The sequence below is a fragment of the Stenotrophomonas sp. 96582_Sma genome, assembly GCF_056480905.1.
On sequence record NZ_CM151122.1, the window covers coordinates 4,432,750 to 4,453,541 of the forward strand.

The window sequence follows — 20,792 nt, forward strand, 5'->3', positions numbered from 1 at the left end:
TCAGAACGACGCTGCGTCACGCGCTGCTTCTTTTGAAGCGCGTGCGTAACCATCATTGCTGTACACCTTGATGAAGCCACGGGTGACCTGGCTACTGATCCCAACGAATTCCGCCCGCCCAGTGGGTAAGATCCATACGGCTTCGATCGAATCAAACTTGGCACCGACAGCAGAGATCACAGGACTTCTGCGCACCGAGTCCGGTTTGCCGAACTTTACTTGGAGCTGGTCAAAGATCTGCTCCTGATGTGCAAAGCCATCAGTCCTGACTGTTACGGCCTCGACCCGGCCATTCAATACAAGGGCCGATACGTCACTTGTGCCCACAGGACGCTTGTTCGTCGGCGTATGGACCGATAGCGCGTCTTGATCGCCATAGTAGTGCCGCTTCCTTCTCGGATCGTCGTTCAGATCTGAGTCGATCCAGCATGGCAATTCAAAGCGCTGCGATTCGATCTCTTCGATTGCACAAGATGTGCCCAGGTCGCCGCCAATTTGAATTCCCATGAAGTCAAAAGACGGGCTTCGCGCTCCAATTTCCGCGCGGCTCGGCGGCAACACCGCCTCACGGGTCACCCCCGCAGTTGTGGCATCACTATCCGGCGCAGGCAAGAGCCCGGCCATGCACAACAGCCAAACCACCCTGATCATGGCGCTTCCTTCATATCTGATGAGGAAAGCGTAGAAGCACGCTGAATAAGCGTGCTTGCATTCGCAGTATTAGCATGCTTTTATATTCCGTAGCCGGCTTCTGCCGCTAACGGAGAGAAAGCAATGCACCTGACCACCATCAACCTGCGCTCGGCCCGCCTCGGCCTTGTCGCCCTCGCCTGTTTCATCGCCCTGGCCGTCGCGGCTTGGGCCTCGCCCGCCGACGAGCCGACGGCTGATGCCGCTGGTGGCGCCCCGGATGGGCTGGTGATCACCAGCCCGCGCATCTGCGCCGCCCTGGCCGTGTACGAGATGGCAGCCCCCGACGACTGGGGCCTGCGCGCCACCGTTGCCAATACCAGCCTCAACGCCTTCCGCACCGCAGAGCGCGTGCCCGACTGCGCGCCCGGCATCACCAAGGCCCTCACCCACCGCTTCCAGCCCGAGCGCTGGCAGCTCGCCCTGGACGCGGCCGATGCCGTGCTGAGCGGCTCCTACCAGGTCTCCCCGGCAGCATGCGTCCGGGCCAATGCGGTTGTCCCCCTGTCAACTGCAGACGGCAGAGAGCCGAGCACTTCCCCCGTGCTGGCCCGGGCGCAGTGCGTGATGTACGACCTGGCCTTCATCGAGGTGGCACCGTGATCGCCGGCCTGCGCACCGAGCCGCGCGCGGCACTGGTCGGCGGCCTCCGCCTGCCGCTCAGCCCCACCGAGTCGAAGGTTCTGCAGCTGATCATCGAAGCCGGCGACACCCCGGTCAGCCGCGCGGCGCTGGAAGAGAAGCTGTACGGCGCCGCCGGCTGCAAGTCGAACACCGTGCAGGTGACGGTCTGCCGACTGCGCCAGAAGCTGATCCAGCACGGCTACAGCATCAACGCCACCCGCAGCCGCGGCTACACGATCAGCAAGGAAGGTGCCGCGTGATCGCCGCCATCAGCTACCCGCTGGCCGAGCGCGCCGCCGGCGCTGCAAGGGCCGTAGCCGCCGCTGCCGCCGGCATGGGCTTCGCACCGAACCAGGTGGCCGCTGCCGCCGACGTTGCAGCCTTCGCCGTGCTGGACCGTCGCGCCAGCGCAGGCCGCGCCATCGCGGACGTGCGCAAGGCTCTGCGCAGCATGCATCGCGCCCAAGGCGGTGCTGCATGAGCGCCCCGTCCAAGATCGCAGCTATCCGCCACGCGGTGAGCGCGCTTCATGGTGCCGCTGACGACGGCGCAGACACCCGCCGCTACGCCGACGCGCTGCAGGAAGCTGGCGAGGCCATTGATTCGCTGGTTGCGGCAGATCAGGACTACGACCAAGCGCGAGACCGGTGGCTCAACTCGCCGAGCGATCACGAATCGTTCGAGGCGGCGCGGGAAGCCTGGGGGCGGCGCGCCATTGCCCTCGCCCGCGTCAAAGGCGGTGCCGCATGACCGATCCCGACTTCTTCGCCGCCATGGCCGTCGGCCTTCCGCCAATCGCCCGGCCGGCAGTACCGGCAGCGCATCGCTGTGAATGCGCCCCGACCAACAACCACGTATGCGACGACTGCGAAGCCGTCGACCACGCGCTACGCCAGCACGCGCCGAGCGAGGACCACGCCGAATGAAATCCCCTGGCATCAAGCTACCGGCACCGGCCCTGACCCCGGACCAGCGCGCGGCGCTGGACCGCGCCAAGAAGCCGCGCCGGCACCCGTACCGCGTCCACCAAGGCAGCGGTCAAGAGCAGCGCGAAGCAGCAGAGCGCCGTGAGCGCATCGCGCCGGGCGTGCACAGGATGGTGCGCTGATGGCTGGCCTGCACCCAATAGGCGGGGGCCTGGACGCCGTGATCGTAGGAACGGCCGCACCGACGCCCGAAGAGAGGCTACAGCGCTACGCGGCGGCTGTTGCTGCCCACCCGTGCAGATGGTTCTCGCTGCGTGTGCAGTTCGGCCGAATCCTGCAGCGCTCGCTGAAGAACGGCATCCGGGTGGGCTATGCAGCGTGGCAACGGCAGATGCCGGCTCTCTGGCCGCGCACTTACCTCCGCTGATGTTCCGCCGGCGGCATCCATGGACCACCGCAACCAGCTCGACATTTTCGACCACGACCCAGCCCGCCTGGCCAAGGCCAACCGCGCCGCCGCCGAGCACGCACTGACCGACCCGTTCTTCTCCGCTCAGGTCCGACAGGACCGGCACGACTACTACATCACCGAAGCCAAGCGTCTTGAACGCCTGGCAGCCATGGCCGAGAAGCCGGCCACCACCGCAGCCTGAGATCACTCCCGATGAAACAGCCTCAGCCCAGCGTCGCCAGACCTGAATCCACCATTCCAGACAGCGCGATCGAAGCATTCCGCGCTGCATACGCCGCCCACGGCTCCCAGAAGGGCTACGCCGATGCCATCCGCGCGGGCCTCGCTGCAGCAGCGCCATTGGTCAGCCAGGACGCAATGCTCTCGCTGGAGCAGGAATCTCACAGCCACCTGGTGCGCCAGCTCGATATCGCCCTCAACGGCAAGGCATCGGCAGCGCGCGCGCCGGTGCTGACTGATCTTCTGAGCCAATGCCAGCAGGAAGCCGCCCGCCGGCACGGGCCGGTGCTGGTGACGATGCCCGGCGCTGCCGCTGACCACGTGCGCAGGGTCTACATGGCCCTCGCCGACAGCGCCCGCACGCTCAGCGACTCTGCAATGGCAATGAGCGACAAGACGGTCCGCGAACTGGTGGCGATGGGGATCACTGAATCCCACCTGCTGCCGGATACAACGCCGGAGGCCACCCCGTGACCGTCTACAAGATCATCAACCCGTCCGACCCCTATCACCTGACAGCAGATGACCTGGTGCTGGCAGGAATCGCCATCTGCATGCTTGGCAGCGGCAAGTACGCGCTCGATGCCCAAGACGGTAGCGACGGCGTCCCTATGTTCATTTTCGGGGGGCATGACGAATGGTTCGCCGCCCATGGTGCGCAGAGCTTCGAATCCGCCCTGGAGGCGGCAATGGACCAGCGCGCGGAGGATCTGGCAAGGATCTTCGACAGCGTCACGCTGGTGGGCACCCGCTCGTCGCTCAATGACATCGGCGCGCGCGCGGCGAAGTTTGCGACTGGCATCCGCGAGCAAGCAGCCCAGCAGGTGGCCCGCCATGACTGAATCTTCGAACAGCGGCCAGAAGCCCGCGGATGCCCCCTCCAACTCCGAGCTGCGCCGCAATGCCCATGTGCTGGTGCTGCAGGAGATGCGCGCCAGGTTCACCAATACCGGCAGCCCGTCGCGCACCGCCGCACTGGATGCGGCTATCTGCGCACTCGCCGCCCAACAGCCGGTGACCGATCAGCACCCGGACGACCTAGCCGTCGATGCGTTCGCCGCCGCTATGAAGGCCAGGATGACCGAAGCGCGCGCCAAGGGCCGTGGTGGCTGGGAAGATCCCGCGCAGTGCACCGCCGATGATCTGTCACTCATGCTCCGCGAGCATGTCGAGAAAGGCGACCCGCGCGACGTAGCGAACTTCTGCATGATGCTGCACCTGCGCGGTGAGTCGATCGTCCCGCAGGTAATGCAGGTTCCGGACAACGAGATTGTTCGCCACATCCTCGGCCGTCCAAACTTCGGATGCATCGAGCTGGCCGGAATGCTGCGGATGCGCGGGGACGATATCCCGCACCGTGCCGAGAGCGAGCAGGCTGCTGTTCTGCTGTTTCTGCTTAACAGCTACCTCGAACTGCCCGAACGCTGGCGCGACAACGTTCGAGACAAGCTGCGCAGGATCGACAGCCAGGCCCTGGATCGTGAGCCGATTAGCGAGCGTATTCGGCTCACCGGGACGGCGCAGGACTGCAGCCAGGAGGTGGGCAAGTGAGCGCGCCATCTCGTACCGGCGTCGTCAGCTTCGGCGATGCAAGCCTCAACGTCTGGGAAGAACCAGGCATGCCCCTTACTTTTGGCAACGCCTGGGAGCGCCAGTTCAAGGCAGACGTATTCGGGCGGATCATCCAACAGCTGAACCGGATGGGCTGGGTATGCGAGGTGCCCGCCGAAATGATCGAACGCTATGGGATCAACTTCGCGCGACGTGACCGCTACTGCCGAAAAGGTGATCTGCACGCGCAGCTGAGCGTCGGTGGGCGACACATTGAGCTGAAGTTCTGGCAGGAGCTGCACAACGTCTCCAACCCCAACGGCGGGCGCTACGACTTCGACAAAGAGCAGCGCATGCCCTATCTCCTGCGCCTGCAGATGGAACATACCCGTCGGAGGCTGCGCGACTACTTGGTCAACGTGTTCGATGGGTACACCTTCCAGACTCCCAGGATCACCAGCCCCAATCCATGCCCTCTGGCTTACTTCAACGAGAGCTGGGATAGCGAGCACGAAAAGAAGCGTGGAACCCACCGGTTCGACCGTGGTGCAGACGGCTGGCCTTCTGAAAAAACGCTCGGAAGCTGGGGAAGGAAGGACGCGGACGGTGTTGTCCTCCAGCATGGCGACGTGCGATGCCTTCGCGACAGGAAGGGGCGATTGCGCAGGGGACGGGTTTACGGCGGCATCAACGGCATGTGGATGCTTGTCTACGGTCCTGGCCACCGTGACCACGTGCACGAGAGCGCTGGGAGTTTCTTTTCCTACTCCCCAGGCGTGCCACGCAAGGCGGTTCCGGCCTATCAGGCCAACAAGCGGCTGCAGCAGGAACTCGCGCTGGCGATCAGCAACAATAATTTCGAGCGCGCCATCGTCCTGCGCGATGTGATGGCACTGCGCGAAGAGGTGGCCACTCATGGGTAAGGGCATAACCACCGACAAGACCCCCGCCACCCTGGCTATCGATGTGCTGGCGGTGCTGCGCCGCCATGCAGAAAGCCACCGTGCTTCTGCTGGGTCTGACGCATACAGCGCGCAGGAAGCTCCCCGGCTTGAATACGCGATCACCGCAGTCGCCGAGCTGATCGAGGCGGCGCAGGCCGTCGAAAACAGCTGCGTGCGACATGACGCCAACGATGCTGATCTTTTCCGCCGTCTGGATGCTGCAATCGCCCGCGTCAAAGGAGGATCAGCATGACCACCGACAAGACCCCCGCCACCCTGGCCGTTGATGTGCTGGCGGTGCTCACCCAGCTTGATGACGTAGCCCGCCAGATCGAAGTTCCTTACCAGCATTGGCTTGGCGGTGACGCAGACCAAGGCCCCTCCTACTGCTACGAATGCGCCCAGAAACGCGTAGCCGCTGGGGAGGGCGAGTTTGTAGATGGCGGCTGGAATCAGGAAAGCGACGGCTGCTGCCATTGTTCTGACTGTGGGCAGCTGCTCGACTACACGCTTACGGAGTATGGCGTTCAGGAGGAGCTCGCCCACTACAAGGGTGATCGGCTGCGCCGCAAGATGACCCCTGAACTGGCCTACCACTTGGCCCGCGTGCTCGAAACGCATGACGAGTATCCGGAAGTCATACGCCTCGTACCGAAAGTTCATCGTGCCCTCGCCCGCGTCAAAGGAGAATCAGCATGAGCAACGACAAGACCCTGGCGACCGCGAAGCACGGCGGATGCGTGAAGTTGGGCGATGCCGATCCTGTCCGCGCTGCATTGTTGGATGCGTTGCAGTTTGTGGAAACGCTGCACAGCACTGTCGGCGGTGAGTCCCGCAACATCGTGTGGCGTTGCATTCAGCGTGGACGCGCCGCCCTCTCCGCCCAGCCCTCCCCGGCCAGCAGCTTCGACCTGGAATCAATGCTCGCTGCATGTGTCCCCGGAGGAAGCATCGTTGATCCGCAGGTGGTCGCTGACAACATCCGGCAGTGGATCTCCGCCCAGCCCTCCCCGGGTGGTCAGGATGCGCTGTCGGCACAAGCCGTGGGGATGCTTCCCGACGATGCCCGCATTGTCGGCGTCATCGCGGACAACATCGAGCGAGGCAAACTCGATCATCCGGGTTTCTACCGAAACACCCAGCTTGCGGAGGTTCTGCGGCGAGTGCTGTCTGCCGCCCTCGCCGCCCGCCAACCCACCCCGGGTGGTCAGGGGGACGCGTTGCTGGAATCGCTGGTCGCCCGGTGGCGCAGGGACGCCGACGAGGTCGGAATCAGCGACAACACGCTCTGCCAGAAGATCGCGAACTGCACCATGCGACACGCGGCAGAACTGCAAGCCGTACTCGCCGCCCGCCAACTGGTGTCAGCAGAGGACTGGTCTCGCTCGATGGCTGAGAAGGAAGCTGGGCAGTATGTCGGCGCTGGGGCACACGGTATTCCTGACGAAGCTGCAGCCCGCCAGCCGGTGGGGGAGCCGGAACGACATCTCGTTGGCTACATGGACCCGGACGCTGAATTCATGCTGGCGCGCCCCGGAGACTGCGTGCTGATGGGTCAGATCGTCCTGTGGCGGGAACCCGGCAGCAAGTACACCAAGCCGCTGTATGACGCCCCGCCCGCGCAGGCCGTGGACCTGGGGCAGCTTTGGGTAAGCGTCAATGATCGGCTGCCGAGCGAGGAAGACTACGGCGAGAGTGGGGACGTGGTGGTGCGCTACCGCTACAACACCCCGAACAGCGTTCAGGGCGAGTGGGACGTGGGCGAAAGTCGCCACGATGCGGACGACATGGAGTGGAACAACGGATGGCTGTTCGGTAGCTGCGACTACGCCGAGGTTTCCCACTGGATGCCGAAAAGCGCGCTGCTGGACCTGATCGACAGCCAGGCGGTGGGCAAATGAGCCAGATCATCGTCTTCCCGCGCGGGCAACTGACTGCCGGCGACCGTAAGCGAATGGCTGAGGCCGGAATCGTCGCTGTCGAGGCGGATGATCCCGCCAGCGTGGTCACTGCGGTGCCGGGCGCACCGCTTGCCAGTTCAGACGACCTGGCCATGGCAGCGCTGTCTGCAATCGCTACCTGTGGATGGGCTGATGTGTCCGCCAAGTTCGTGAAGGTGCTGCACGGCAGGCTCGCTGCACGGGGATCGGAGGAATCGACCAATGGCTGATCCAATGATCCTTGTAGCCCACGGCGCAAAGGCCGAGCAGAACTTCGACGCTGACCCGCCGCGCTGCATGACCTGCGTGTACTTCCGCCGCGAGCCGCACACGCTTCACCGGGTTGTCTCCCGACCGAATCGCCGGGGGAACATGGTGACGCGCAAGGTGCCGCTGCGGAAGGATCCGGTCCTCAACCCTATCGTGGACCGCTGCAGCTTCGGGAACTTCCTGACCAAACCGCATGCCATCTGCGACGAGTGGCGCAGCCGAACCGGCGAGGTGATTGACCATGGCTGACCAGCTGCTCACCGCGGCAATCGACCACCGCGAGGTCGGCCGGCAGCTGGCCAGCATGTGTGGGGTCGAGCTCGACTCGATCGCTTCCCAAGATGCTCGCTTATGGGAGGCCCGAGGCCAGGCGCTGCAGGCACTCGCCGCCGGCGACATGGACGGCGCGCTGCGAACCATGGGCCTGGTGTCCTCGCGGATCATGGACCGATACGAAGCATGGGAGATCGCATCGAACGCGGTAGCCGTGCGCACTGCCGCCGGCTGGACGCGCGACATGCTGATCAGCAGCACCGAGAGCGGCCGCGCGCCGTGTGGTCGGGGCTACTACCTGTTCTGCTCCGGGGCCATCGCGGTCTGCTACTTCCCGATGGTCTGCATCACCGACATGAACGGCCGCGGCTACCACTTCCATATCGCCCAGGACCTGCTCAACGAGCGAGATCCCAGCCCCTACGCAATCGGTCGTCCGACCCTCCCGCAGCAACTGGAGATGTTCCGATGATCGCCGCTGGCTTCCCTCTCGCCCGACACAGGCTGCTGATCTTCATGCGGCAGCACCTGGCACTCGCTCGGCGCGTGCGCCTGCATGGCCCAGGCAATGGCGGCTTGATGGATCCGCCGTTCTGGCACTGCATGCACCTGGTCGCGGCAAATCGTTTGCGGTTGCTGCAGCTGATCGATACCCAGCTGTCGAAGCCGTCACCTGCGTCACCACCGATGGTCACGCCGGCCCAACTGGACCTATTCGCATGAGCCCAGGCCGCAACGCCGCATCCATCCGGGCAGCCCTTCGCGGTCCTGTCCCTTCGCACGTGTCGGCACGCGACATGATCCGCCGGCATTGCCGGGAGCACGGTAAGCAGCTGGCCTGCCTTGCCCCTGCGTGGGGCTGTAAAGAATTCAGCGTGTGGCGCGCATTCGGACGAACCACGCGCCCGCTGCAGCCGCACCAGGTGGAAGGCGCGATCTCTGCCCTGCAACTGGACGAGTTCGATGCCAACGAGCTGCGCCTGCGCGCAGCGCGCGAGGCCGGCTGGAAGATCAATCCGTCAATGCTGCTGGAGGAAGCTTGAGCACCACGAGCGCTAGCACGAAGGCCGGGGAACCGGTGGTCAGCGACACGTTGCGCGCCATGCGCGATGCAGCGCGCGCCGGCGGCACGGTGCCGGCGGAGCAGGTTGGCGAGTGGTTCCAGACAATCCGGGATCAGCTGTATGCAGAGCAGCGGCCGGTGCGCCTGGAGGCGTGCGCGACGGGCTCCCCTCACTGGATCCAGGTGGATGAACGTGGGTGGCATCGCGCGCGGAATGAGAGGCAGAAGTTGCGCGCGCTCTACGTCCACCCGCTGCCAGAAGAGCGCCGCAAGGGCACGCTGGATCACACCTGGTCCGCTGACCGCACCCACTGCACCAGATGCAACTCGCCGCATGACTGGGCAGAACCGTTCTGCGATCCCCCGAAGGAGCCGGTGCGCATCCCCTTGAAGCGGCAGCCCTACAACCCGCTCTGGGTGGTTCCCGCACTGGACCGTCTGGAACGCGCCATGCGCCGGGAAGGCAAGCAGGAACGAGAGTACTGGAATCGAGAGATCGCACAGATGCGCAGATCCATTGAAGAGCACACGAAGGAGACACAGCCTTGAACATCGAGCAATTCACCCCGGCCAGGCTGACCCCGCTGGCCCACCAGCAGCGCAGCGCGATTGCGGTTGCGGCAGCGCTTGAAACCGCCCTGACCAGTTCGGAGCAGACCGCCGCCGGCGGATGGTCGCTGACCTTCACCTTCGTGGGTGAGCCGCAGCTGCGGGCCGCACGCGATGCCTGGCGCGCATACGCATACTCCATGATCGATACACCGGTGCCGCTGGCGGCAACGGCGAGCCAGAGGCTGACGGCCCAGATCGGGCAGTCGCTGTTCAACGATCCGACCTTGGACCTGATGCAGATCGCCAACCAGGTTATCTGCGCACGCGCAGCGTCGCCGGGGCCGCTGCTGCCGGTATTGATTCCTGAAGTACCGGAGGTCAATCATGGGCGCAGCTGAGAACATCCCCGAAGTCCTGCTGAAGCTCGAGCAGGTCGAAGCACAGACCGGGATGAAGAAGAGCTACATCTATCGCGAGATGGAAAAAGGGACGTTCCCGCCAAGGCACAAAATCGGGGGCGGCACCCGCTGGTTCCAGAGCGACGTTCAGCGCTGGATCGCGGCCCGCAGCAATGCCCCTCGATGGCAGCCTGACAACGCGGCAATGCCGGCGGCGGACTGCGACACTACCAGGCATTGAACGGTCACCGAGCGGTCACCGGAAGGGGCTGGCTTGACGAAGAAGGCACTGCGGTTGATCCTAAGTGCCTGATTCGATGGTGGGCCCACCAGGATTCGAACCTGGAACCAAGGGATTATGAGTCCCCTGCTCTAACCGTTGAGCTATAGGCCCTGCGCAGCTTTACAGTGTAGTGGAGCCTGCGCTCAACCGGCTACCCGCCGGCGCCAAGACACACTGAAAAACCCTCAGCCATCGCTGCGCAACGCCACGCGCCCAGGCTTGCGCAACAGCTGGCTCACCCAAACCGCGCGCCCATCTCCCGCACCCGCTCGGCGTTCGCCCCCGCCAACGACCGCATTGCCGGCGACTGGATCCGCCCGTCAACAGCCACGCACTGCCAGAATGCTTCAGCCACCGGTGCCGCCCAGCGCAGATGCTGCAGATCACCACTGCCCAGCGGCGCGACCGGCGACAGCGGCTCGTCCGCGCGCAACACGCCCAGCTTTGACGGCGCCAGCGACATCGGCAGCATGTCGTAGACCGGCGCCAGCGGCAGCGGGCCGCGATCAATGAAGTGGAAGGCGATGTTGCCGTGGTGCATGTCGCTGTTGCCGATCAGCCGCCCGAACGCGTGACGTCGGCCCATCGCCTGCACGGTGTCGGCCGTCAGCCAGCCTTGATCACGCAGTTCGGCGCCTGCAACCGGCCACGCTGGGGTGACCTCGCCGGTGAACGCAGACGATAGCGACAGCAGCGAGACCAGGCCTCGCCGCCCCAGCAGATCGGGCGTGCGGTCGAAGCGCTCGATTTCCAGGAAGGTGTGCGTAGGCGACTGCAGCAGTTCGCTGGACGCCGCGGCTTGCCCGGACTCGCGCAGGGCCTCAAGCGCCAGATGTTCGCAGACCAGCAGATCGCTCCAGCGCTGGGCGGCGGCGCCTTCATCGGGCTGCGCGAACTTGACCAGGACCGAGCGGCGCCTGCCGTAGGCCTCTACGGTGGCGGTGAACTTGGGTTGCTCGCCACCCGGCGAGGAGCCCACGTCCTCTCCGTCCAGCGCAGCACGCGCACGCTCGCGATACTGTGCAAGACGATCGTCGGCCGCAACCCGATCGATCGGCACCTGCAACGTCTCCATCGCCGCCTCCACGGCGGCGGTACCGAGCAGCAGATCGCCCGCTTCAGTCCCGCCAGCGGTTACCAGGGCCATCAACACATCGTCCGGTTGCCAGCTCTTGAGGTCCTTCGGCAGGCCGAGCGCCTGCGCACGGCCATGGGCGAAGCTGCGACCAAGAAATCCCTGCGGTCGCAGGTCATCCAGGTACCACGGCAAGTCAGGAAAGAAGGCGGCAACGTCACCTTCGGGCGCGCGTCGCAGGTTCGGGCAGTCAGGCCCGGCATCGACGTGGAAGCCGCCTCCTACCAGCGCAATTACCCGCCCCAGCTCCTCCAGCGTCGCATCTTCGCGCAGCCGGTACAGCGGCCATTCGCTGCCGGCCCGGGTGGGCCGCCGCAGTGCATAGGCAGTTGCCCGGGTGCTGCCCATGCGCACCACCTGCGGGCCACTGGCGGCCACCAGCCGGCTGAGCGCCATCCGGTCCACCCCCAGACGCTCGGCCAGCGCCGCGGCAGGTAGCGGCTGGCCGGGGGCCAGCTGAGCGATCAGATCCAGTACCTGTGGGCGTTGAGCGCGTGGCATGTGCATTACGTAATACGAAATTTGTTACGTAATTAGCATCAAAAAAGCGGGGCTGCAAGCGCGGCCGTGCACCTATGAGCTTGAAAATAATGGGCATATTCACGAAGAGCCAGCTTCGACGCGGGTCTTTGTTACATTATTTGTTACGTAATCATAAGCCTCAGCCGAGCATGGGCCGGCCTTTGCAGGGATATGGTGGGCAAAGAAAAACCCCGCCGAAGCGGGGTTTCTCTCAACGCTTCAACAGCCGCTGGAAATCAATCGATATCCAGGAAGCTGCGCAGCTGCTCCGAGCGGCTCGGGTGACGCAGCTTGCGCAGGGCCTTCGCTTCGATCTGGCGGATGCGCTCGCGGGTCACGTCGAACTGCTTGCCGACTTCCTCAAGGGTGTGGTCGGTGTTCATATCGATACCGAAGCGCATGCGCAGCACCTTGGCTTCCCTCGGGGTGAGGCCGGCCAGCACGTCGCGCACGGTTTCAGACAGATTGATGTTGGTGGTGTTCTCGATCGGGGACTCCACGTTGGTGTCCTCGATGAAGTCGCCCAGATGGGAATCCTCGTCGTCGCCGATCGGGGTTTCCATCGAGATCGGCTCCTTGGCGATCTTCATCACCTTGCGGATCTTGTCTTCCGGCATGTCCATTTCCTTGGCCAGCTCCTCCGGCGTAGCCTCGCGGCCGTACTGCTGGAGCATCTGGCGGGAAATGCGGTTCAACTTGTTGATCGTCTCGATCATGTGCACCGGAATACGGATGGTGCGCGCCTGGTCGGCGATCGAGCGGGTGATCGCCTGGCGGATCCACCAGGTGGCGTAGGTCGAGAACTTGTAACCGCGGCGGTACTCGAACTTGTCCACGGCCTTCATCAGGCCGATGTTGCCTTCCTGGATCAGGTCGAGGAACTGCAGGCCGCGGTTGGTGTACTTCTTGGCGATCGAGATCACCAGGCGCAGGTTGGCCTCGACCATTTCCTTCTTGGCCTTGCGCGCCTTGGCTTCACCGTAGGCCATGGCACGGCTGATTTCCTTCAGCTCTTCCAGGTCCAGCTGGGTCAGCTTCTCGATGTCGATCGTCGCCTGCTGTTCGGCGATGATCTGGTCCTTCACTTCGCGCAGGGCCGAAGACCACTTCTGCTTGCGCTTCAGCGCATCTTCCACCCATTCCAGATTGGTCTGGTTGCCTTCCCAGGAACGGATGAAGTCCTTGCGCGGCATGCGGGCGGTGACGGTCGCCAGATTCAGCACGCGGCGCTCATGGGCCTTGATCGACGCCATGGTGTCGCGCAGCTGCTTGGTCAGCACGTCGGTCAGCGGCAGCGGCAGCTTCAGGGTGACGAACACCGCCGACATCTCTTCGCGCAGGCGCGGCAGGTTCTTCTTGTCGCCCTTGGTGGCGGCCTTTTTGAAGGCATTGAAGGCATCGCTCAGCGCCTGCATGCGCGCAGCGACTTCCTCCGGGTCCGGACCGGTCGGTGCGGCTTCTTCCTCGCCACCCTCGACATCATCGTCCTCGTCCTCGTCGCCTTCGGCGTCGGCATCATCGCTGTCATCGGACGCGGCAGCGGCCGGCGCAGGCACTTCATCGGCCAGATCGTTGAAGCCGACGATCACTTCGGCCAGGCGCTTCTTGCCTTCCTTGTGGGCTTCGTAGTCGGTCAGCAGCGACTCGACCGAGACCGGGAACTGGCCCAGGGCGGCCTGGACCTGCGAAAGGCCTTCCTCGATGCGCTTGGCGATGGCGATTTCGCCTTCGCGGGTCAGCAGCTCGACGGTGCCCATTTCGCGCATGTACATGCGCACCGGGTCGGTGGTACGGCCACCTTCGGTGTCGAGCGCGCTCAGCGCGGCGGCGGCTTCTTCGGCCGCGGTGTCATCGACTTCGCGGTTACCGGTGTTGCCGTCGTTGAGAAGCAGGGTTTCCACATCCGGCGCAACTTCATGGACATCAATGCCCATGCCGTTGATCATGCCGATGATGTCTTCGATCTGTTCCGGGTCGACCATGTCGTCCGGCAGATGGTCATTGACTTCGGCGTAGGTCAGGTAGCCCTGTTCCAGGCCCTTGCTGATCAGTTGCTTGATTTCGGATTGGGCAGGACGTTCGTTGGCCATGTAGTGCTCGCGCCACCGGCTAGGGAGAAATAGGGAACGTAGCATTATACCAGCCCGGGGCCCCGCCTGCCGGGCGGTGGTCCCGCAGGCTCAGGGCCTGAGAAGGAAGGTCACGGGACCGTCATTGACCAGGCTGACGACCATATGGGCACCAAATCGGCCCGTTTCCACCCCTGGCGCGTGATTTTCACGGCAGATCTCGACAAATCGATTGAACCCGCGTTCAGCCTCGTCCGGCGGTGCGGCGCTGGTGAAGCTGGGCCGCATGCCCGAACGGGTATCGGCCGCCAGGGTGAACTGGCTGACCAGCAGCAGGCCGCCGCCGGTGTCGCGCAACGAGCGATTCATCTTTCCCGCCTCGTCGGCGAACACCCGGTAACCCAGCAGGCGCTCGGCCATGCGCCGCAGCTGGGCCTCGGTATCGCCCGGCTCCATGCCGACCAGGGCCAGCAGGCCCGGGCCGATCTGCCCCACCGCTTCATCATCGACATGGACGGCGGCCTGGCTGACGCGTTGGATCAGGACGAGCATCGTGGGCTTCCAATGAACAGGGCCGGCCACGATAGCAGCGGCCTTGGCTAAACTGGCGCCGATGAATCCGCAACGCAAAGCCCGGCTGGTCTACCGCGCCACCACCCTGTTCGCCCGCCTGCCCTGGCCAATGCTGCGGGGATTCGCGCGCGCGCTGGCGTGGGCCTGGATCAATCTCAACGCCCGTGAGAGCCGTGTCACCCGGCGCAACCTGGAGCTGGCCTACCCCGAGCTGGACGGCCCTGCACGCGATCGCCTGCACCGCGATCTGCTGCGCTCCACCGCGCTGCAGGCCATCGAGACCCTGCGCCTGTGGAGCCAGGCGCCGGCCGACAACCTGCGCCTGCACCTGAAGCAGCGCCACGGCGAGGCCCTGTACGACGCGGCCCTGGCCAGCGGCAAGGGCGTGATCGTGGCCGCACCTCACTTCGGCAACTGGGAGCTGCTGAACCAGTGGCTGGCCTCGCGCGGGCAGATCGCCATCGTCTACAAGCCGCCGGAGGACGAAGCCAGCGATGCCTTCCTGCAGCTGGTGCGGGGCGGCCAGAACGTACAGCAGGTGCGCGCCGAAGGCCCGGCCGTGCGCCAGTTGTTCAAGGTACTCAAGGACGGCGGTGCCACCGGCATCCTGCCCGACCAGCAGCCCAAGGCAGGCGACGGCGTGTTCGTGCCGTTCTTCGGCGTGCAGGCGCTGACCATGACCCTGGTCAACCGGCTGGCCGAGCGCACCGGCGCCACCGTGCTGTACGGCTGGTGCGAGCGCATCGGGCCGGACATGGAATTTGCCCTGCACATCGAGCCGACCGACCCGGCCGTGGCCGACCCGGACCCGCAGGTGGCCGCCACCGCGCTCAATGCCGGCATCGAGCGCATTGCGCGCCGCGATCCTGCCCAGTACCAGTGGACCTACAAGCGCTATACGCTGCGGCCACCGGGCAGCGGCGAGGAAGACCCGTATGCGACCGAAGAGCATCCGCACTGACGGCTGCCGCACTCAGGCCCACCTGGCACCTGCGACCGGCGGCCGCACCACGTTGAATACGACGCCGGCGCCCCCATAGAGACTGCGATGTCCGCCTCCCCCGGTCCTGCCATGCCTGCTGCCTCTTCCCTGTTCGGCGATCCCGCCGCGATCCGCTGCGAACGCGCGGTGGCCGAACTGCGCGCCGGTCGCCCGGTGCTGCTCCACGATGGCCAGGGCCAGCGCCTGGCGGTGATCGCACTGGACAGCGCCACCGCCAGCAGCTTCGCCACGTTCGCCAGCGCCGCGCGCGAGCGCCACTACCTGTTCCTGACCGCTACCCGCGCCCGCGTGCTCGGCGTGGAGGCCCCGGAAGGAGCACGCCTGCCGCTGGCGGGTATTGCCTTCGATACCCTGCCCTCGCTGGGCTACCTGCGTGAACCGGGCCCGATGCCGGACGGCTGGAGCGCCGGTGACGCCTTCGATGCAGGCGCGGTGGAACTGGCCCGCCTCGGCCTGTTGCTGCCGGCGATGGTGGCGGTGCGCCTGGACGCCGAAGACCACACCTTCGATGGCGCGGCCGAGGTTGCGCTGTGCGACCTGGCCGAGGGCGCAGCACATGCCGCGCATGACTACGAACTGGTGGCGCGTTCGCCGGTACCGCTGCGCGATGTCGGCATGACCACGTTCGCGGTGTTCCGTGGTGGCGTCGCCCAGCGTGACCAGGTCGCGATCATCGTCGGCGAACCGGATCTGTCGGCGGTGGTACCGGTACGCGTGCACTCCTCGTGCCTGACCGGCGACCTGTTCGGTTCGCTCAAGTGCGACTGCGGCGACCAGCTGCGGCGCGGCCTGCGCAAGCTGAAGGAACTGGGCGGCGGCGTGCTGCTGTACCTGGACCAGGAAGGCCGCGGTACCGGCATCGCGGCCAAGATGCGTGCCTACGGCTACCAGCATGACGGCCTGGACACCATCGATGCCGATGCACAGCTCGGCTTCGGCGCCGACGAACGGCGCTACGGCAGCGCGGTGGCGATGCTGCGCGGCCTGGGCATTTCGCGCGTGGCCCTGCTCAGCAACAACCCGACCAAGGCGCAGCGCCTGCGCAACGCTGGCATCGAGGTGCTGGACTGCATTCCGGTCACCGGCGAGATCACCGCCGAGAACGAGCACTACCTGCGCACCAAGGCCGATCGTGCCGGCCACATGCTGGATGTGGACGCGCTGATCCAGGCTGCCCAGTAACGCAGCCGACCTGCTACCGTCTGCGCGGTGCGGCCACGGCCGCCACCGCCCGCCCTGCCACCTGACGGAGCCCGCGTGACCGACGTTCCCCTTACTGCTCCGACCACCGATGCCTGGCAGTCGCTGCCGCGCCGCGCCGCGCGGCTGGCCGCACTGGAAGGTGCCTTCGGCGGCCTGTTTGTGCCGGGCCTGCCGCTGGCCGCAGCCGCGTGGTTCTTCGACCTGCCCGGCGGCCTGTGGACGGCCGCCCTTGGGCTGCTGGTGGGGGCTGCATGTGGCGCGTGGCTCGGCCACCGCCGCCTGGTCCGCACCCGTTGGCGGCTGGACGCACAGGGCCTGGGCCTGCGCCGTGACCTGATGTGGCAGCTGGAAACCCGCATTCCCCTGTCGCGCGTGCAGCACCTGGACCTGCGCCGCGGCCCGCTGGAACGCCGTGCCGGCCTGGCCACGCTGATCGTGCACACCGCCGGCACCCGCATGAGCGCGGTGACCGTCAGCGGCCTGGACGAGGCGGATGCCGAGCGCTTGCGCGATACCCTGTCCCACCAGCTAGACCAGGACGCCGACGCCCTGTGAGCCTGCCACCGCCTCTGCCTGCAGCACTGCCCGCCGGCGGCGAGGACCACCGCCTGCATCCGTGGTCGTGGTTGTTCGTACTGTTGATGCAGTTGCGCCATTACTTCCTGCCGCTGGTCGCACTGCTGGTGTTCGGCCAGCGCGGCGACCGCGACCCGATGTGGGCGCAGCTGATTCCGCTGACGGCAATTGCCGCACTGGTACTGGTGTCGGTGCTGCAGTACCTCAGCTACCGCTACCGTATCGGCAGTGATGCGATCACCGTGCGCAGCGGTCTGCTCGCGCGCAACCGGCGCGAGATTCCGTTCGCGCGCATCCACAACGTGGAGGTGCGACAGAACCCGCTGCACCGTCTGTTTGGTGTGGCCGAGCTGCGCCTGGAATCGGCCGGTGGCGTGCGCCCGGAAGCGGAGATGCGGGTGCTGAAGCTGGACCAGGCGCTGGCGCTGGAACGGCTGGTCCGCCAGCGCGGGCAGGCGCCGCAGGCCGCCGGCATCACCGAGCCCGACCCGGTTGCCAGCACCGCGACTGAGAACGGGCAGGTACTGCTGCGCCTGTCGAGTTGGGACGTGGTACGCATGGGCCTGCTCTCCAACCGCGGCTGGGCGCTGGCGATCGCCGCGTTCGGCGTGCTGTTCCAGACCGTGCCACGGCCGGTGATGGACGATGCCCTCCAGCGCGGTGGACGCGAAGCCTTTGGATACGCCAGCCATCTGCACCCCGGCGTGACCGGCGCGTTTCTGCTGCTGGCTGCCGCGCTGCTGCTGGGCTGGCTGGCGCTGCGCGTGCTGTCGGTGGTGCTGACGCTGCTGCGCTACCACGGCTTCACCCTCAGCGAGCAGGACCGACGCCTGACCGTATCGGCCGGTCTGCTCAGCCGCACCCGCAGCAGCGTGGCGCGCCGGCGCATCCAGGCCTGGACGCTGCGCGAAGGTACTTTGCAGCGCTGGTTCGGGCTGCGTCAGCTGCGCATCGACAGTGCCGCCGGTGGCCCCGCGCGCGATGAGGACCGCGCCCTGCGCGAACTCGCGCCGCTGGCGTCCAGTACACGTTGTGAGCAGCTGGTGCAGCACCTGCTGCCGCAGCTGCAGTGGCCTCCGCTGCAATGGCAGTCCATTCCGCAGCGCGGCTGGTGGCGGCTGTGCCTGGGCGCACTGGTGCTGGTGCCGCTGCTGGCTGCGGCCGCGTACTGGCGCTGGGGCCCATGGGGCCTGCTGGTGCTGGCGTGGCTACCGGTGGCGCTGCTGGTCGCGCACCGGCAGATGGCACGCATGGGCTGGTACCTGGACGAACACTATGTGGCGGTGCGCGGCGGCTGGTGGAAGCGCTGGTGGCGCTGGGCCGAGCTGGACAAGGTGCAGGGCCTGCGCCTGCAACGCTCGCCGCTGGACAAACTGCTGGGCACCAGCAGCCTGCAGCTGGATACCGCCGGCGCGCATGGTGATGTGGCGCTGACGCTGCATCATCTGCCGCAGGCACAGGCCCAACAGGTGATGGATCAACTGGCCGTGGCGCTGGCGCGGCGCAAGCTGCGCTGGTAAGCACTACAGGTCGTGCCGATCGCCGGCCGGCAACTGCCGCCATTCCCGAGGTTGCCGGCCAGCGGCCGGCACTACCGCGAGCGGGGTCAGCGAGGCATCAGCGCTGCGACGGGCCCCAATACCCCAGGTCCTTGCGGATCTGCAGATCGCGCACCCAGCTGCCGAATGGCTTGCGCCGCAACGCACCCATTTCACCGGACAGGAAATCCTCGGTGGCCGCGATCACCCGTTCACTGGAGCGGCCATCGCGGTAAGGGTGGATGGCATCGGCGTAGCGCACGATTTCCGCCTGCAGCGCGGCGTCCGGGTGCAGCGCGCGCTGCAGCATCGCCTGCAGCTGCGCAGGATCATCGAAGTCGATCATGTGCGGCTTCGGCACGCGGTTGCGGAAGGTCACCACCGGCTTGTGCTGGACGATGAACTCCGAAACGATCGATGAGGTGTCCGACACCAGCACATCGGCGGCGCGCTGCGCGGCCATCACCTGCTCCGGCTCGATGAAGCGGGCATTGGCACCGGCCAGCGCGCGGTAGCGTTCGAACAGTTCCGGTGGGCACTTCGGGTGCAGGGTCAGCAGCCAGTAGTGGTCACCGGCGGCGATATCAGCGGCGATCTGCGCATGCAGGTGCGGAGCCGCGCTGAGCCGCTCGGTGAAGGTGGAACCGAACAGGATCACCGGGCGGTCACCGGCCGGTGCGCGCAGCGCGGAACTCTCGCCTCCGTCATCGCGGAACAGCGGATCCAGCTTCGGCCAGCCAGTCTCGGCCACGGCGAAGTGGCCCTGCAGGCTGGCGATCTCGCGGAACGGTGCGGTCGTGGCCGGCCCCTGCGTGCAGTACAGGTCGAACATGCCGCGCACCCGGAAGTGGCCGCGCGCACTGTCCCGCTTCTCCACGTTGAAGCCATGGAACAGCTGCACCTTGGCCCCCGAAAGGAAGGTCGGCACCCAGTTGGCCGCGCTGAACACCGCCCGCGGACGCATTGCCAGAGCCTGCTTCAGGCCCACGTTGGGCACCCCCGGCAGGCTGCTGCCGGCCGCGCCGTCCTCGAACCAGGCCGCCACCTCCTGCCCGGACGCGTGCAAGGCCTGCGCCAACGGGGCGAGAATAGGCAGCGCATAGCGCTCCGTCGCAAACAACAGGTACCCGGCCATCATGTCCTCCACGACCGCTCCCATCGAACGGCCTCGCATCTCGGCTTGCATTATCGCGTTCAACGAGGCCGGGCGCATCGGCGACTGCCTGGCCTCGCTGGCCTTCTGCGATGAGATCGTGGTGGTGGATTCGCAGTCCACCGATGCCACCGTAGCCATCGCCGAGTCCGCCGGTGCCCGCGTGCTGCAGCGCCGGTTCGAGGGCTTCCGCAGCCAGAAGGCGTTCTGCGTCGAGCAGGCCAGCCACGACTGGGTGCTGTGCCTGGACGCCGACGAGCGCATCAGCCCCGAGCTGCGCACCGCCATCGAGCAGGCCCGCGACGGTGGCTTCGGCGGCCAGGCCGGCTATCGCTTCGCCCGCCTCTCGGAGTACTTCGGGAAGTTCCTGCGCCATGGCAATGCCTACCCGGACCGGGTGATGCGCCTGTTCGACCGCCGCCGCGGCGGCTGGCGCGGCAAGCGCGAGATCCACGAGGCGGCCAGTGTCGACGGCAGTGTGGGCACCCTGCGCGGCGACCTGATCCACTATCCGTACCGGTCATTGCAGCAGCAGCTGGCCAAGACCGAGAAGTACGCGCGGATGATGGCCGAGCACGAGTTCGCACGCGGCAAGCGGGCCACGCTGGGCAAGCTGGTGCTGGCGCCGGCCTGGCGGTTCTGGCGCGGCTTCCTGTTCCGTGGCGGCTTCCGCGACGGCTGGCACGGCCTGGTCTACGCCTACGTCCGCGCCAACTACGTGCGGCAGAAGACCATCATGCTGTGGATGCTGGGCAATGGACAGGCGGTGGCCGACCCGGTGCCTTCCGCGGACCGGCCTTGACCACGCTGTGTCA

At 66.2% G+C, this 20,792-nt stretch carries 32 protein-coding genes and 1 tRNA gene; 27 read left to right on the forward strand and 6 right to left on the reverse strand.

Translation table 11 applies throughout. The features are described from left to right. Window positions 1-651, reverse strand: coding sequence for a hypothetical protein (locus ACZK2R_RS20740; RefSeq protein ID WP_478487617.1), 651 nt, complete (start codon window positions 649-651; stop codon window positions 1-3). A 123-nt stretch (window positions 652-774) separates the two neighbouring features. Here ACZK2R_RS20740 and ACZK2R_RS20745 point away from each other — a divergent pair, with 123 nt between their 5' ends. The 22 genes from ACZK2R_RS20745 to ACZK2R_RS20850 all read left to right on the forward strand — a co-directional run bounded on the left by ACZK2R_RS20745 (window position 775) and on the right by ACZK2R_RS20850 (window position 10,163). Continuing rightward, window positions 775-1,293 carry a hypothetical protein gene (locus tag ACZK2R_RS20745; RefSeq protein WP_478487618.1) on the forward strand — a complete coding sequence of 173 codons (519 nt, stop codon included), beginning with the start codon at window positions 775-777 and terminating at the stop codon, window positions 1,291-1,293. Then, on the forward strand, window positions 1,290-1,574 hold the full coding sequence (locus ACZK2R_RS20750; protein ID WP_478487619.1) for a helix-turn-helix domain-containing protein: 285 nt from the start codon (window positions 1,290-1,292) through the stop codon (window positions 1,572-1,574). The genes ACZK2R_RS20745 and ACZK2R_RS20750 overlap by 4 nt, the downstream gene beginning before the upstream one ends. Continuing rightward, the gene (locus tag ACZK2R_RS20755) at window positions 1,571-1,795 is read left to right on the forward strand and encodes a hypothetical protein (protein WP_478487620.1); all 225 of its coding nucleotides are present in this window, start codon (window positions 1,571-1,573) and stop codon (window positions 1,793-1,795) included. Before ACZK2R_RS20750 ends, ACZK2R_RS20755 begins: the two co-directional genes overlap by 4 nt. Beyond that, the gene (locus ACZK2R_RS20760) at window positions 1,792-2,064 is read left to right on the forward strand and encodes a hypothetical protein (RefSeq protein ID WP_478487621.1); all 273 of its coding nucleotides are present in this window, start codon (window positions 1,792-1,794) and stop codon (window positions 2,062-2,064) included. Before ACZK2R_RS20755 ends, ACZK2R_RS20760 begins: the two co-directional genes overlap by 4 nt. Further along, on the forward strand, window positions 2,061-2,240 hold the full coding sequence (locus ACZK2R_RS20765) for a hypothetical protein (protein WP_478487623.1): 180 nt from the start codon (window positions 2,061-2,063) through the stop codon (window positions 2,238-2,240). Before ACZK2R_RS20760 ends, ACZK2R_RS20765 begins: the two co-directional genes overlap by 4 nt. Next, the gene (locus ACZK2R_RS20770; RefSeq protein ID WP_197600760.1) at window positions 2,237-2,422 is read left to right on the forward strand and encodes a hypothetical protein; all 186 of its coding nucleotides are present in this window, start codon (window positions 2,237-2,239) and stop codon (window positions 2,420-2,422) included. Before ACZK2R_RS20765 ends, ACZK2R_RS20770 begins: the two co-directional genes overlap by 4 nt. 264 nt (window positions 2,423-2,686) lie before the next feature. Beyond that, window positions 2,687-2,893 carry a hypothetical protein gene (locus ACZK2R_RS20775; RefSeq protein WP_478487625.1) on the forward strand — a complete coding sequence of 69 codons (207 nt, stop codon included), beginning with the start codon at window positions 2,687-2,689 and terminating at the stop codon, window positions 2,891-2,893. A gap of 11 nt (window positions 2,894-2,904) precedes the next feature. Continuing rightward, a complete protein-coding gene (locus ACZK2R_RS20780) occupies window positions 2,905-3,405 on the forward strand; it encodes a hypothetical protein (protein ID WP_478487626.1) in 501 nt (166 codons plus the stop codon). Continuing rightward, window positions 3,402-3,773 (forward strand): hypothetical protein, encoded by a 372-nt coding sequence (locus ACZK2R_RS20785; protein WP_478487628.1) that lies wholly within the window; start codon window positions 3,402-3,404, stop codon window positions 3,771-3,773. The genes ACZK2R_RS20780 and ACZK2R_RS20785 overlap by 4 nt, the downstream gene beginning before the upstream one ends. Beyond that, entirely contained in the window at window positions 3,766-4,482 is a 717-nt protein-coding gene (locus ACZK2R_RS20790) for a hypothetical protein (RefSeq protein WP_478487630.1), read from the forward strand. Before ACZK2R_RS20785 ends, ACZK2R_RS20790 begins: the two co-directional genes overlap by 8 nt. Further along, on the forward strand, window positions 4,479-5,405 hold the full coding sequence (locus ACZK2R_RS20795; RefSeq protein WP_478487631.1) for a UvrB/UvrC motif-containing protein: 927 nt from the start codon (window positions 4,479-4,481) through the stop codon (window positions 5,403-5,405). The genes ACZK2R_RS20790 and ACZK2R_RS20795 overlap by 4 nt, the downstream gene beginning before the upstream one ends. Next, window positions 5,398-5,679: a hypothetical protein gene (locus tag ACZK2R_RS20800; protein ID WP_478487633.1), complete on the forward strand. Its 282-nt coding sequence runs from the start codon at window positions 5,398-5,400 to the stop codon at window positions 5,677-5,679. The genes ACZK2R_RS20795 and ACZK2R_RS20800 overlap by 8 nt, the downstream gene beginning before the upstream one ends. Next, window positions 5,676-6,125 carry a hypothetical protein gene (locus ACZK2R_RS20805; protein ID WP_478487635.1) on the forward strand — a complete coding sequence of 150 codons (450 nt, stop codon included), beginning with the start codon at window positions 5,676-5,678 and terminating at the stop codon, window positions 6,123-6,125. Before ACZK2R_RS20800 ends, ACZK2R_RS20805 begins: the two co-directional genes overlap by 4 nt. Next, entirely contained in the window at window positions 6,122-7,327 is a 1,206-nt protein-coding gene (locus ACZK2R_RS20810) for a DUF551 domain-containing protein (protein WP_478487636.1), read from the forward strand. The genes ACZK2R_RS20805 and ACZK2R_RS20810 overlap by 4 nt, the downstream gene beginning before the upstream one ends. After that, window positions 7,324-7,596: a hypothetical protein gene (locus ACZK2R_RS20815; RefSeq protein ID WP_478487638.1), complete on the forward strand. Its 273-nt coding sequence runs from the start codon at window positions 7,324-7,326 to the stop codon at window positions 7,594-7,596. The genes ACZK2R_RS20810 and ACZK2R_RS20815 overlap by 4 nt, the downstream gene beginning before the upstream one ends. Further along, a complete protein-coding gene (locus ACZK2R_RS20820) occupies window positions 7,589-7,885 on the forward strand; it encodes a hypothetical protein (RefSeq protein ID WP_478487639.1) in 297 nt (98 codons plus the stop codon). Before ACZK2R_RS20815 ends, ACZK2R_RS20820 begins: the two co-directional genes overlap by 8 nt. Further along, window positions 7,878-8,381, forward strand: a complete 504-nt coding sequence (locus ACZK2R_RS20825; protein ID WP_251473725.1) for a hypothetical protein — start codon at window positions 7,878-7,880, stop codon at window positions 8,379-8,381. The genes ACZK2R_RS20820 and ACZK2R_RS20825 overlap by 8 nt, the downstream gene beginning before the upstream one ends. Next, window positions 8,378-8,632 (forward strand): hypothetical protein, encoded by a 255-nt coding sequence (locus ACZK2R_RS20830; RefSeq protein WP_251473727.1) that lies wholly within the window; start codon window positions 8,378-8,380, stop codon window positions 8,630-8,632. The genes ACZK2R_RS20825 and ACZK2R_RS20830 overlap by 4 nt, the downstream gene beginning before the upstream one ends. A 152-nt stretch (window positions 8,633-8,784) precedes the next feature. Continuing rightward, complete coding sequence (locus tag ACZK2R_RS20835; RefSeq protein ID WP_251473738.1) at window positions 8,785-8,952, forward strand: hypothetical protein; 168 nt, start codon at window positions 8,785-8,787, stop codon at window positions 8,950-8,952. After that, the gene (locus ACZK2R_RS20840; protein WP_478487641.1) at window positions 8,949-9,521 is read left to right on the forward strand and encodes a hypothetical protein; all 573 of its coding nucleotides are present in this window, start codon (window positions 8,949-8,951) and stop codon (window positions 9,519-9,521) included. The genes ACZK2R_RS20835 and ACZK2R_RS20840 overlap by 4 nt, the downstream gene beginning before the upstream one ends. Further along, window positions 9,518-9,922, forward strand: coding sequence for a hypothetical protein (locus ACZK2R_RS20845; RefSeq protein WP_251473742.1), 405 nt, complete (start codon window positions 9,518-9,520; stop codon window positions 9,920-9,922). Before ACZK2R_RS20840 ends, ACZK2R_RS20845 begins: the two co-directional genes overlap by 4 nt. Continuing rightward, window positions 9,909-10,163, forward strand: coding sequence for a helix-turn-helix transcriptional regulator (locus tag ACZK2R_RS20850; protein WP_251473744.1), 255 nt, complete (start codon window positions 9,909-9,911; stop codon window positions 10,161-10,163). Before ACZK2R_RS20845 ends, ACZK2R_RS20850 begins: the two co-directional genes overlap by 14 nt. A 77-nt stretch (window positions 10,164-10,240) precedes the next feature. Here the strand turns inward: ACZK2R_RS20850 and ACZK2R_RS20855 are convergent. The 4 genes from ACZK2R_RS20855 to dtd form a co-directional block, all read right to left on the reverse strand. Continuing rightward, window positions 10,241-10,316 (reverse strand) — tRNA-Ile (locus tag ACZK2R_RS20855). Between the two features lie 124 nt (window positions 10,317-10,440). After that, the gene (yjjJ, locus tag ACZK2R_RS20860) at window positions 10,441-11,841 is read right to left on the reverse strand and encodes a type II toxin-antitoxin system HipA family toxin YjjJ (protein ID WP_065428852.1); all 1,401 of its coding nucleotides are present in this window, start codon (window positions 11,839-11,841) and stop codon (window positions 10,441-10,443) included. A gap of 257 nt (window positions 11,842-12,098) precedes the next feature. Next, window positions 12,099-13,952 carry an RNA polymerase sigma factor RpoD gene (rpoD, locus tag ACZK2R_RS20865; RefSeq protein ID WP_032128565.1) on the reverse strand — a complete coding sequence of 618 codons (1,854 nt, stop codon included), beginning with the start codon at window positions 13,950-13,952 and terminating at the stop codon, window positions 12,099-12,101. 90 nt (window positions 13,953-14,042) lie between these two features. Then, the gene (dtd, locus tag ACZK2R_RS20870; RefSeq protein WP_049401012.1) at window positions 14,043-14,483 is read right to left on the reverse strand and encodes a D-aminoacyl-tRNA deacylase; all 441 of its coding nucleotides are present in this window, start codon (window positions 14,481-14,483) and stop codon (window positions 14,043-14,045) included. Between the two features lie 61 nt (window positions 14,484-14,544). Here dtd and ACZK2R_RS20875 point away from each other — a divergent pair, with 61 nt between their 5' ends. From ACZK2R_RS20875 to ACZK2R_RS20890, 4 genes are all read left to right on the forward strand, one after another. Then, complete coding sequence (locus ACZK2R_RS20875) at window positions 14,545-15,465, forward strand: lauroyl acyltransferase (protein ID WP_180837427.1); 921 nt, start codon at window positions 14,545-14,547, stop codon at window positions 15,463-15,465. An 87-nt stretch (window positions 15,466-15,552) separates the two neighbouring features. Next, window positions 15,553-16,689, forward strand: coding sequence for a GTP cyclohydrolase II RibA (ribA, locus tag ACZK2R_RS20880; RefSeq protein ID WP_180837429.1), 1,137 nt, complete (start codon window positions 15,553-15,555; stop codon window positions 16,687-16,689). A 75-nt stretch (window positions 16,690-16,764) separates the two neighbouring features. After that, complete coding sequence (locus tag ACZK2R_RS20885) at window positions 16,765-17,265, forward strand: PH domain-containing protein (protein WP_125892202.1); 501 nt, start codon at window positions 16,765-16,767, stop codon at window positions 17,263-17,265. Continuing rightward, the gene (locus ACZK2R_RS20890) at window positions 17,262-18,806 is read left to right on the forward strand and encodes a PH domain-containing protein (protein ID WP_125892200.1); all 1,545 of its coding nucleotides are present in this window, start codon (window positions 17,262-17,264) and stop codon (window positions 18,804-18,806) included. The genes ACZK2R_RS20885 and ACZK2R_RS20890 overlap by 4 nt, the downstream gene beginning before the upstream one ends. Before the next feature lie 97 nt (window positions 18,807-18,903). On the opposite strand, the gene ACZK2R_RS20895 is transcribed toward ACZK2R_RS20890, so the two are convergent. Then, a complete protein-coding gene (locus tag ACZK2R_RS20895) occupies window positions 18,904-19,962 on the reverse strand; it encodes a CDP-glycerol glycerophosphotransferase family protein (protein WP_049461970.1) in 1,059 nt (352 codons plus the stop codon). On the opposite strand from ACZK2R_RS20895, the gene ACZK2R_RS20900 reads away from it, so the two are divergent. Next, the gene (locus ACZK2R_RS20900) at window positions 19,961-20,779 is read left to right on the forward strand and encodes a glycosyltransferase family 2 protein (protein ID WP_125892198.1); all 819 of its coding nucleotides are present in this window, start codon (window positions 19,961-19,963) and stop codon (window positions 20,777-20,779) included. The two genes, ACZK2R_RS20895 and ACZK2R_RS20900, sit on opposite strands and share 2 nt — an antisense overlap. Window positions 20,780-20,792: the final 13 nt, after the last annotated feature.

Excerpts from the sequence above, each read along its gene's own strand:
- ACZK2R_RS20850 (WP_251473744.1), top strand. The coding sequence starts at position 9,909 with ATGGGCGCAGCTGAGAACATCCCCGAAGTCCTGCTGAAGCTCGAGCAG.
- ACZK2R_RS20815 (WP_478487638.1), top strand. The coding sequence starts at position 7,324 with ATGAGCCAGATCATCGTCTTCCCGCGCGGGCAACTGACTGCCGGCGAC.
- ACZK2R_RS20825 (WP_251473725.1), top strand. The coding sequence starts at position 7,878 with ATGGCTGACCAGCTGCTCACCGCGGCAATCGACCACCGCGAGGTCGGC.
- ACZK2R_RS20830 (WP_251473727.1), top strand. The coding sequence starts at position 8,378 with ATGATCGCCGCTGGCTTCCCTCTCGCCCGACACAGGCTGCTGATCTTC.
- rpoD (WP_032128565.1), bottom strand. The coding sequence starts at position 13,952 with ATGGCCAACGAACGTCCTGCCCAATCCGAAATCAAGCAACTGATCAGC.
- yjjJ (WP_065428852.1), bottom strand. The coding sequence starts at position 11,841 with ATGCCACGCGCTCAACGCCCACAGGTACTGGATCTGATCGCTCAGCTG.
- ACZK2R_RS20805 (WP_478487635.1), top strand. The coding sequence starts at position 5,676 with ATGACCACCGACAAGACCCCCGCCACCCTGGCCGTTGATGTGCTGGCG.
- ACZK2R_RS20745 (WP_478487618.1), top strand. The coding sequence starts at position 775 with ATGCACCTGACCACCATCAACCTGCGCTCGGCCCGCCTCGGCCTTGTC.
- ACZK2R_RS20820 (WP_478487639.1), top strand. The coding sequence starts at position 7,589 with ATGGCTGATCCAATGATCCTTGTAGCCCACGGCGCAAAGGCCGAGCAG.
- dtd (WP_049401012.1), bottom strand. The coding sequence starts at position 14,483 with ATGCTCGTCCTGATCCAACGCGTCAGCCAGGCCGCCGTCCATGTCGAT.
- ACZK2R_RS20875 (WP_180837427.1), top strand. The coding sequence starts at position 14,545 with ATGAATCCGCAACGCAAAGCCCGGCTGGTCTACCGCGCCACCACCCTG.
- ACZK2R_RS20900 (WP_125892198.1), top strand. The coding sequence starts at position 19,961 with ATGTCCTCCACGACCGCTCCCATCGAACGGCCTCGCATCTCGGCTTGC.
- ACZK2R_RS20765 (WP_478487623.1), top strand. The coding sequence starts at position 2,061 with ATGACCGATCCCGACTTCTTCGCCGCCATGGCCGTCGGCCTTCCGCCA.
- ACZK2R_RS20790 (WP_478487630.1), top strand. The coding sequence starts at position 3,766 with ATGACTGAATCTTCGAACAGCGGCCAGAAGCCCGCGGATGCCCCCTCC.
- ACZK2R_RS20810 (WP_478487636.1), top strand. The coding sequence starts at position 6,122 with ATGAGCAACGACAAGACCCTGGCGACCGCGAAGCACGGCGGATGCGTG.
- ACZK2R_RS20740 (WP_478487617.1), bottom strand. The coding sequence starts at position 651 with ATGATCAGGGTGGTTTGGCTGTTGTGCATGGCCGGGCTCTTGCCTGCG.
- ribA (WP_180837429.1), top strand. The coding sequence starts at position 15,553 with ATGTCCGCCTCCCCCGGTCCTGCCATGCCTGCTGCCTCTTCCCTGTTC.
- ACZK2R_RS20760 (WP_478487621.1), top strand. The coding sequence starts at position 1,792 with ATGAGCGCCCCGTCCAAGATCGCAGCTATCCGCCACGCGGTGAGCGCG.
- ACZK2R_RS20770 (WP_197600760.1), top strand. The coding sequence starts at position 2,237 with ATGAAATCCCCTGGCATCAAGCTACCGGCACCGGCCCTGACCCCGGAC.
- ACZK2R_RS20895 (WP_049461970.1), bottom strand. The coding sequence starts at position 19,962 with ATGATGGCCGGGTACCTGTTGTTTGCGACGGAGCGCTATGCGCTGCCT.
- ACZK2R_RS20775 (WP_478487625.1), top strand. The coding sequence starts at position 2,687 with ATGGACCACCGCAACCAGCTCGACATTTTCGACCACGACCCAGCCCGC.
- ACZK2R_RS20780 (WP_478487626.1), top strand. The coding sequence starts at position 2,905 with ATGAAACAGCCTCAGCCCAGCGTCGCCAGACCTGAATCCACCATTCCA.
- ACZK2R_RS20800 (WP_478487633.1), top strand. The coding sequence starts at position 5,398 with ATGGGTAAGGGCATAACCACCGACAAGACCCCCGCCACCCTGGCTATC.